Source organism: Stenotrophomonas sp. YJH_SMC_48-3 (genome assembly GCF_059369375.1).
In genome coordinates, this window is sequence record NZ_JCAFSQ010000005.1 from 355642 (window position 1) to 364833 (window position 9192).

The 9192-nt window shown below is 67.0% G+C and carries 10 protein-coding genes; 4 read left to right on the forward strand and 6 right to left on the reverse strand.

Annotated features, from left to right (window positions below):
* Positions 1-15 precede the first annotated feature (15 nt).
* From AC5P65_RS10895 to AC5P65_RS10915, 5 genes are read right to left on the reverse strand one after another with little or no spacing between them, the layout of a single operon-like run.
* Positions 16-1761, reverse strand: a complete 1746-nt coding sequence (locus tag AC5P65_RS10895; RefSeq protein ID WP_180832529.1) for a putative porin — start codon at positions 1759-1761, stop codon at positions 16-18.
* A gap of 42 nt (positions 1762-1803) precedes the next feature.
* The gene (tolA, locus tag AC5P65_RS10900; protein ID WP_180832530.1) at positions 1804-2469 is read right to left on the reverse strand and encodes a cell envelope integrity protein TolA; all 666 of its coding nucleotides are present in this window, start codon (positions 2467-2469) and stop codon (positions 1804-1806) included.
* Positions 2470-2508: 39 nt separating this feature from the next.
* Complete coding sequence (locus AC5P65_RS10905; RefSeq protein WP_005409874.1) at positions 2509-2922, reverse strand: ExbD/TolR family protein; 414 nt, start codon at positions 2920-2922, stop codon at positions 2509-2511.
* A 10-nt stretch (positions 2923-2932) separates the two neighbouring features.
* The gene (locus tag AC5P65_RS10910; protein WP_180832532.1) at positions 2933-4717 is read right to left on the reverse strand and encodes a MotA/TolQ/ExbB proton channel family protein; all 1785 of its coding nucleotides are present in this window, start codon (positions 4715-4717) and stop codon (positions 2933-2935) included.
* A 38-nt stretch (positions 4718-4755) separates the two neighbouring features.
* Entirely contained in the window at positions 4756-6372 is a 1617-nt protein-coding gene (locus tag AC5P65_RS10915; RefSeq protein WP_180832534.1) for a ShlB/FhaC/HecB family hemolysin secretion/activation protein, read from the reverse strand.
* Between the two features lie 201 nt (positions 6373-6573).
* Here AC5P65_RS10915 and AC5P65_RS10920 point away from each other — a divergent pair, with 201 nt between their 5' ends.
* Complete coding sequence (locus AC5P65_RS10920) at positions 6574-6909, forward strand: hypothetical protein (RefSeq protein WP_111103330.1); 336 nt, start codon at positions 6574-6576, stop codon at positions 6907-6909.
* Between the two features lie 90 nt (positions 6910-6999).
* Here AC5P65_RS10920 and AC5P65_RS10925 read toward each other — a convergent pair whose 3' ends face one another.
* Complete coding sequence (locus AC5P65_RS10925; RefSeq protein ID WP_495215572.1) at positions 7000-7449, reverse strand: hypothetical protein; 450 nt, start codon at positions 7447-7449, stop codon at positions 7000-7002.
* Positions 7450-7564: 115 nt separating this feature from the next.
* Between AC5P65_RS10925 and gspH the strand changes: the two genes are divergently transcribed.
* Genes gspH through AC5P65_RS10940 form a run of 3 tightly spaced genes read left to right on the forward strand, consistent with a single transcriptional unit; the run spans position 7565 to position 8981 of the window.
* A complete protein-coding gene (gspH, locus tag AC5P65_RS10930; protein WP_021202279.1) occupies positions 7565-8011 on the forward strand; it encodes a type II secretion system minor pseudopilin GspH in 447 nt (148 codons plus the stop codon).
* On the forward strand, positions 8008-8370 hold the full coding sequence (gene gspI, locus AC5P65_RS10935) for a type II secretion system minor pseudopilin GspI (protein ID WP_111098538.1): 363 nt from the start codon (positions 8008-8010) through the stop codon (positions 8368-8370). Before gspH ends, gspI begins: the two co-directional genes overlap by 4 nt.
* Positions 8367-8981, forward strand: coding sequence for a prepilin-type N-terminal cleavage/methylation domain-containing protein (locus tag AC5P65_RS10940; protein WP_134729060.1), 615 nt, complete (start codon positions 8367-8369; stop codon positions 8979-8981). Before gspI ends, AC5P65_RS10940 begins: the two co-directional genes overlap by 4 nt.
* Positions 8982-9192: the final 211 nt, after the last annotated feature.

Consider the following 9192-nt stretch of genomic DNA (forward strand, 5'->3'; position numbering starts at 1 on the left):
ACATCACGCCGTCACTCAGAACCCGGAATTGAACTCCAGCTGGAACACGTCGATCGACAGTGGAGCACCGGACACTTCCTTGGCCGCCATCCACTTGCCGCTGATCCAGCTGCGCGCGTCCAGCGCGTAGGCGCCGCCCACGTAGTAGCCGCGGGCGTTGGTGCCACCGAGGTGGAAGTTCGGGTCGTTGTAGGCATCGGGCAGCGCATCGGCCTCGATATGCTTGTAGCCCAGCAGCGCCTGCCACTGGCCCTTCTCCTTCAGGTCGGTGGCACCGAAGGTGGCCTGCACCATCCAGGCGGTGTCGCCACTGCGGAAGGTATCGATGCTGGCGGCGCCACCGGCACCGTAGTTGTTGACGATGCCGTTGTTGGCGCGGCTGAACATGGCCTGCTTGTCGTAGGCCAGGTTGCGGATGTAGTCGCCATCCAGGCGCAGGCCGATGCCCTGGGCCAACTGCGTATCCCAGCGCAGGTTGAGCGTGGCCAGGCGGAATGCCGAGGCCAGGCCGACATACTGCGGGGTCGGCGTGTTGGCCGGGTCCAGCGGATTGCGCGCGATGTCGCGGATCAGCATCAGGGTATTGCCCTTCTGCATGAACGCTGGGCGCGACCAGTCGGTATCGCAGCCCACCGCGCCCGCATATAGCGCGCACGGCGAGGACAGGCGGCCGCTGATGTTCCTGAAATCGTAATAGCCCAGTGCGGCACGCAGCGCATTGTCGTCGTTGAAGCGCCAGTTCATGCCGACCTGTGCACCGGACAGCCACTTGTTCTCGTTCGGGGTCTTGACCCGGCTCTGGCTGGGCGAGCTGTCGGAGGTGTACTCCAGCGGTACCACCGCAAGGTTGCCGAACAGCTCGAGATCTCCCCCGTTGAAGTCGTGTTTCAGGTTGGCGGCCAGGCCGTCGAAGTTCAGGTCGTTGGAGAACAGCGTATCGCTGGTCCAGAACGGATTGCCGAAGCGGCCGCCGCGCACCGTCACCCAATCGGCCGGGCTGTAGGCCAGCCAGGCCTGGTCCAGCCACACGTCCTTCTTGCTCAGGCCACCACCCAGCTGTTCGGTGGTTGACACCGGGCCATTGCTGCTGCCGCTGGCCAGGCGCACGCCGGCCGTGGTGTGCTGGCCGATGGTCGCCTCGATGCCCAGGCGGGCGCGGATGCGCCACAGGTTGCGGCGGTCCTGGCGGGTGTTCAGCAGCGGCGGCAGCTGCAGGTTGGTGTTGGTGTTGGTGTCGAAGCCGTTGCCGGAATTGATCGACGACCAGTTGCTCACGATGTCGCTGTTGCGTTCGGAGAAGAAGCGCGACTCGCTGCGCACGCGCATGTCACCGGTGACCTTGATGCGCTTGGTCCACTCAGCCACTTCGTTCGGTGCCGCCCAGCCCTCGGACCTGGCCTGCGCCATCACGTCCTGGCGTACTTCGTCACGAATGCCGTCGCGCACGCTCTGCGGCACGTAGGGCACGCGCACGTCGCCGGCCTCCAGGGCCACGCCACCGCTGGCGGCCGAAGGTGCGGTGGTCGTAGTGCGCGATGCGGCCGCTGCTTCAGCCTCGGCCTGCACCAGCAATGCCTGGCCGTCTTCGGGCTTCAGCGCGCCGCTGGCGATCAGGCCCTTGATCAGCTTGACCATGGTGGTTTCGGCGGCCATCGCACTGGCCGGGGCGGCCAGGCTGAGCAGCACGGCGCAGCACAGCAGCGCCCGTCGGGCCGGCCGCGGGCGGCGGGAGTCGGTTCGTGCGCGGACGTGGTCGTTCATCACGGTTCTCATCGAAAGAAGGGAAATCACGGAGGTCGGGAATCAGGCCCCGGGCCGGCGGCCCTGGATCAGCACGCGGGCGGGGAAATCGAGCGACGGCGGCGGTGCCTGGTCGACCTTGCCGATGCGTCGCAGCGCATCGAGCACGGCCGCGTCGGCCTCCTCGTTGCCACTGCCGCGCACCAGCTCGACCTTTTCCAGGCGGCCATCGTTGGACAGCCACACATTCACCTGCAGCTGGAACGCCAGGCGCTTGACCTTGTCGTCGCGCGAGATCGCCTGCTGCATCAGGTAGCCGAGGTAGCGCCCGTAGGTGGCATTGCCGGCACCACCGCGGCCGACGCCGGACGAGCCGCCGCCACTGCCGGACTGGATACCGAAGTTGTCACCACCGGCCTGCGCATCGGCATTCATCGTCACCGGGTCTGCATTGTCCGGCGTCGGTGTGGGCTCTTCAGCGGGCGTCGGCTGATCCAGCGGCTCCGGTTCGGGCATCGTTTCTTCCGGCGGCGTCTCCGGCTCCGGTGGCTTTTCCGGCGGCGGTGGCGGCGGCGGAGGGGGGGGCGGCAATGCCAGCATCGGCGGCTGCACCACCGGCCTGCGGGTGCTGGCGGTGTCCTTGAACAGCATCCACCACACGGCGATGCCGAGCACCAGCAAAGCGGCAAGCACCAACGCGAAGGTCACCAGCAACTGGCGTCCGCGCATGCCGGGCTCCGGCCGAGGGGGTTGATGGGCCGTCATGCCTCAGCCCTGCGCCTTGCCGGTGACCAGGCCAACCTGGGCCAGCTCCAGCCGCCGCAGCAGGTCCAGCACCTCGACCACACGGGCATACTGCACCTGCGCGTCACCGCGCACGATCACCGGGAAATCCGGGGTGGTCGCGCGCTCGGTGCGCAGGCGATCTTCCAGCTCGGCCATCGTCACCGGATAGGCATCCAGGAATACCTGACCACTGGGGTCGATGGTGATCGCCTTGGTCTTCGGCTTCTCCAGCGCGACGCTGTTGCTGGCCTTCGGCAGGTTGACCTCGATGCCGGGAATGGAGGCGTTGCTGGTCAGGATGAAGATCACCAGCACCACCAGCAGCACGTCGACGAAGGGCGTCACGTTGATGCCCTTCTCGCGCTTCTTGATGCCGAACTTCGCCTTCTGGCCCATGGCGCGCCCCTCAGCCCTGGACCGCGGCCGGGCCGCGCCCGTCCTGCTCTTCGGCCAGGCGCGCGGCGAACTCGTCGATGAACACCGCCATGTCGGCGCCGATCGCCTCGGCACGTGCTCCCAGGTAGTTGTAGCCGAACAGCGCCGGAATCGCGACGCCGAGGCCGGCTGCGGTACACAGCAGCGCCGCGGCCATGCCCGGTGCCACCGAATTGATGTCCACCGCGCCGGCCATCGCCGCCACCACGAACACCAGCATGATGCCGATCACGGTACCGAACAGGCCCACGTACGGCGCGCCTTCGATGGTGGTCGACAGCCAGTTCATGCGCCGTGCCATCGCTTCCTGCTCGCGCACCATCACCGCATCCATCGAGGCGCGGATCGCGGTGATGGTGGCGCCACTGAGGTAACCGCTGTTGCCATCGCGCTGGTGGCGCTGCTGCATTTCATCGATGGCCACCTGGTAGATGCGCCACAGCGAACCGTCGTGCATCGCGGTGGGTGCCTTGCCCTGGCGGTCCATGTCGGACAGGGTGCGCAGCGGCACACCGGACAGCTTGCCGAAGCTCTCGGTGAACACTGCATTGGCCTTGCTGGTACGGCCGAAGTGCCGCCCCTTGGCGATCATGATCGCCCACGACAGCAGCATCATCAGGCCGAGGATAGCGACCACCACCCAGGCGTCGAACGGCATCGCCTTGAGGATGAAGGCGAAGTGGCTCTGCCCGGCGGACTGCTCGTCGGCACCGTAGCTGATCAGGCGCGAGTCGGCGCCCTGTGCGGTGGCATCGGCCAGCAGCAGTGCCGCCGGTCGTGCCACGCGCGAGATACGCAGCTCATCCAGTGCGCCCTCGAAATTGGCAAGCGGCTGCACCGCGCCCGGCGCATCAGCGCCCACCACCGGCGCGGTGGTCAGCGCTGGCAGCTCGCCGCTCAGCTGGGCGACCACGCGGCCATTGAGGTACAACTGCAGTGCGCCCTTCTCCGCAGTCAGCGCCACATGCGCCCACTGCCCTTCCGGAATCGGCTGCGCCGGCGTGCTGCGCTGGCCATTGAGCTGCACGAACGGCACCCGGTTTTCGATGCCCAGCACCAGTTCGGACGCACCGTCGCGACGGGCGTAGATCGCCTGTGCAGCGTTGTTGCTGCCTGGCTTGATCCAGGCCGAAACAGTGAGCGGCGCGCCCGCCTCCTGCGCAAGCGATGCGCTGGCCGGCAGCGGCAGCGGGGCTGCACCCAACTGAACGCCGCGGCCGATCACCGAGCCTTCCGATGGCGGCACCACGGCACCGGCATTGTTGCCATAAGCGGTGGTGTCGCGTGCCGGCGCATTGGCCTCGGCGAAGTGATAGACCAGCGTATAGTCCGGATCGAACACCTGCTGGCCGTTGCCGCTGGCGGGGGCCTTTTCATTGCCGTAGTACATCCAGATCGTCTGCGGTGCCGCAGCGCTGACCGCCGGCACGTCCACCCAGACCAGCGCCAGGCCCAGCCTGGGATCGAACTGTTCGATCTGGTGGGCCAGCACGGTGCGGCCATCACCCGAGACAAAGCGCAGGTCGTTGCCCGCATCCTGGGTGCCGTCGAAGCCGAAGTTGCCGGTATGCAGGCGCAGCAGCAGCGGCGTGCGACCCGGGTCACCGGCCAGGCCCGCGCCCTGCGGGCCGGCGTCGACAGTGATCGGCTTGCGGTACTTCCATTCGGCCTGCCACCAATTGGCATCGGCCGCAGCGGCCGGCAGCGCAACCAGCGCGGCCAGCAGCAACAACACTCGGGAAAGCAAACGGTCCATGCGAAGGGTCTCCGGAGAACGCATGTTCAAGGGAAGGGTCAGTAGCTGGTGCTGATGTTGAAATGCAGGCGCGGGTCGTCCTTGCGCGTGACCGGGCCATCGGCATAAGGCCAGGCGTAGTCCAGGCGCAGTTGCAGGTGTTCACCGAGGCGCAGCTGCGCGCCCAGGCCGACCGAGGCCAGGTTGTACTTGTCGCGCTGCTCGGGCAGCGGCTGGCGCAGGCGCAGGTAGGCCGCGTCGGCAAAGCTGTAGACACGCAGGTCGGTACCGCTCCACAGCGACCACGCCGGGGTCCGCCATTCCAGGCTGGCCAGGCCGCCGTAGTCGCCGATCGTCTCGGCCGACAGGTAGCCACGCACGGTGTACATGCCGCCAGCAGCGAACTGCTCGGCCGACACCAGTGGCGCATCGGTTACCTGCAGCGCGCCACGCGCATACCACTGCCAGTCACTGCTGAAGGTGTGGGTGTTGGCCACGTCGGCCTTGAAGGCGACGAAACTCGGATCGGCCCAGTAGCGCTTCTGGCCGAAGGCGGTGGCGTCACTGCCATAGCCGAACAGGCGGCGGGTACCGGCCACCAGCTGGGTGTTGATGCTCAACTGATCCTGCTCGCCCTGGCGCACACCGACAAACCCCAGGGTGATCGGCGCGTACTTCAGCGGCGTCTTCAGGCTCTCCTTGCCCATCTGCGTGTCTTCCTCGGTGTCCTTGAAGTCCACGCCGAGGCTGAGCTGGCGCCACCACTGGCTGCTGCCGGCCAGTCGATAGTTGAGCTTGAGACCGATCGAATGGCCGTTGCCTACCACATTGGTTCCGGTGCCGGTACCGACCTGCCCGCCCGCGTTCAGCACGCGGCTGTCGGACTTGTAGCCGGAGGCTTCCAGGCTCCACGGCGTGCCTTCGAACGGCATCGCGTACGAGGCCGAGAACACCTTGGCCTGCTTTGTATCTTCCGGCGCCAGGTACACGCCGATGTTGGCGCTGTGCCCCCGCTTCCACAGGTTGTCGTAGGCCAGCGACGCACTCAGGCGCAGCTTCTCGGTGTCGGCGCTGTGGTCGTTGTTGAGTGACGCGCTGGCACGCCACGGCGACTTCTCTTCGACCTGCAGGTCCACATCCATCGTGCCCGGCACCTGGCCCTCCCGTACCAGCGGCATCACCTGGCGGCGGCCACCTTCGTTCAGCGCGGTCAGTTCCTTCTGCGCCTGGTCGAAGTCCGGCACCTTGCCTTCCGCCAGCGCCGGCACGCGCTCGCGGATGCGCTCGGGCGATTCGTGCTTCGTTCCCACGACCCGCAGCTGGCCGATCGGTGTCTGCTGTACCTTCAGCAGTACCACGCCACCGCTGACCTGCTGCTCGGGCAACTCCACGTAGACCGACTGGTAGCCCGCCTGCTGGTACAACGCATGGATGGCATCGCGCGCCTTTTCGACATCGGCCAGGGTCTTGCCTGGGCCGAGGAACGGTTCCACCGCGCGTTCGATCTGGCGCGGATCGAGCACGGTGTTGCCGCGCACGATGTATTCATTGATGTTCACGCTGGGCGCAGGTGCCGCCTCCTGCGCGAACAATGGCAGCGGCATCACGGCCAGGGCCAGCACCAGCGGATGCAGGCGCAGCGGAAGGCGGACGGCTCGGCACGGAACAGGAGTCATCGAAGGCATCGCGTCGTATCGAAGGGAGTGGCCAGGGAGCGGCGCGTGGGTCTACCAACAGGACGTGCACGTCGCGTCAAAACCGCCAACAGTTTTGTGACAGCACTGTCATCTTCTGACGGCGCCACAACGCACGCAGGCGGACCCCGCCTTCGCCACACGTCTTCATTGCAGAACGGCGATTGCCGCGGGAAGTTCGAGATGCGTGAATCATTGATAATGAAGCTGCGCCCTGCCCTCACCCTTGCGTTGCTGCTGGTGTTGGCCCCGCTTCGCGCCGACGAGGCGAAGAAGCAGGAAGGCGCCGCGCCGTGCATCGAAGTACAGGTCAACGGCGAGCGCATCCCCGCCTGGGAGTGCCTGCAACGCAAACTGGCCCCGGCGCCGAAATCGGCGAAGTCACCGGCGCTGCCTGAAGCCGAACGCGTGATGCGGCAGCCCGGCAACCAGCTGATGCAGTACAACCTGGAAGGCACACGACAGCGCATGGGCGATGCGTTCGGGCGCTCGGTGGTGCCGCAGCGACCTGCGCGCTGAGCCAGCGCCTTTGTAGAGCCGAGCCCATGCTCGGCTGTCTTTGCATTCATCGGCGATGCCGCGCAGGCGCAGCCGAGCGTAGGCTCGGCTCTACGGTGCCGCGGGCACGATGCCATCGGTCGGTACCGGCGGCAGCTCGGGCACCGGGAGGCTACGCGATTGCCCGGCCTGGTTCAGTTCCACCGCGCTGGCACTGATGCTGGCCAGCACCGTGCAGGGTCCGAGCCGTTGGCCGGGCGCATACGCTTCCGCCGGGCGTCCATCCACCGAGAGCAGGGCCAATGGCGCATGGTCACCGGCCATCACGCCCAGCACCACCACCTCGGTCTGCACTGCACCGGGGGACAGCAGCCGTACCAGCGGCAGGCTCGCCACTGCATCGAACATCGGTCGTACCGGCGCCACGACCTTCGCCTCGCTGGCCGCGGCCGCTGGCGCCACGGCAGACAGGGTGACACTCCAATAGGCCACCACGGCCAGCAGCAGGGTTGCCGCCAGCAGCGTCAGTATGCGATTGCGATCCCAGCGCCTGCCATCCATGTTCCGCACCACCGCCACGTTCGTGTCCGCCTACGCTAGCAGCTGTGGCTGACGCTTTTGTTTCATCATGCCGGCCTACGCTGGCAGGTGTCGACACGGACAGGAGGCAACGTCGATGCAGCGCGTGCAGCGTGGTTTCACCCTGCTGGAACTGATGGTGGTGCTGGTGATCATCGGCATCTGCACGGCCGGAATCGGGCTGGGCCTGGGCAGCCTGCTCGACCCGGGCCGGCAGCTGCGACAGGAAGCCGAGCGGTTGGCGCAGCGCCTGCAGGTGGCGCGCGATGAGGCGCGCATCGATGGCCGCCCCCTGCGTTGGCAGGCCGACGCCAACGGCTATCGTTTCAGCCGCCGCGAAGGCAGCGGTTGGGTGACCGTTGAACACGATGATCTGCTGCGTCCGCAGAAGTGGCAGGCAACCGGCATTGCGGTGCAGCCCGCCAACCCCATTGAGCTGAGCCCGGAGTGGATCGGTATCGCCTGGGAGCTTGGCTTGTCGCTGGATGGTCGCAAACTGCGTCTTCGTGATGATGGCAGCGGACAGTTGCAGGTCGTGCAATGAAGCAGGCGGCACGCGGATTCACCCTGATCGAAGTGCTGATCGCATTGGCGATCGTATCGATTGCACTGGCGGCGGTGATGCGCTCGGTGGCAGTGGCGACCGACGATCAGTCACGGCTGCGTGACCGTCGCCTGGCACTGTTGTGTGCGCAGGATCGCTGGCAGGAACTGCGCCTGAGCGGACAGGCACCGCAGGATGACCGGCAGCGCTGCGTGCAGGGGCGCAGCAGCTTCCTGGTGCTTCAGCATCTGGGCACGGGCAGCGACGGCCAGCCGCAGCTGGAGCTGAGTGTGGTTGCCGAAGATGCACCCCGGCAGTCGCTGGCGCGGATGCAGTTGCCATGGACGGCGGCGCAATGACGCGCGCCGTGCGCGGTTTCACCCTGATCGAGGTGATGATTGCGATCACCATCATGGGCGTACTGGCGCTGATCTGCTGGCGGGCGCTCGACAGCGTGGCCAACAGCAATCAGCGCCTGCGCCAGGCCGATGCCGAGACCACGACGGCGCTGCGCGTGCTGCAGCAGTTCCAGCGTGATATCGAAATGCGCGCAGACGATGCGTTGATGAATGGCGCAGTGCGGCCGGCCGATCAACCGCAGCGGTTGCTACCGCCGTCGCTGGTGAGCGAGCGGCACCCGGATGGGAGCTTCGCGCTGGAGATCACCCGCAGTGTCGGCAGCGATGGGCTGCACTGGCAACGGGTACGCTGGTGGCGGCAGGGAAGTACGCTTTGGCGGGCCAGCGGCGCAGCGACGGATCGGTATCCCCTGCCGGCGCCGGATCTGTCGAAGGGCATTGCCGTGGCGCGCGAGGTACAGCGGTTCGAGGTGTGGGCATGGCAGTCCGGTGCCGGCTGGGCGCCGTTGCCGAGCGAAGGCGAAGTGCTGCCGGCCACCGGGCTGGAACTGCGGCTGGGCCTGCGTGATGGGCGTGGGCCGTTGAGTTACCGGCGCGTGCTGGAGCTGTAGGATTCTTCCCAGGCAAAGCATCCAGGCATGGCGTGGATCTACTGCCGAGCGGCTTCTACTGCCCGGCCTGCCCTGGTGGGTGCCGACCGTTGGTCGGCACTGAGGCTGGCCCAGCCATCCACGCATTGCGTGGATCTACTGCCGCTCCTGCCGCCGGGCACTCTCCTGCACCCGGCGGCGTTGTGTCGGTGGTCCTCACCGCTGATGGCCG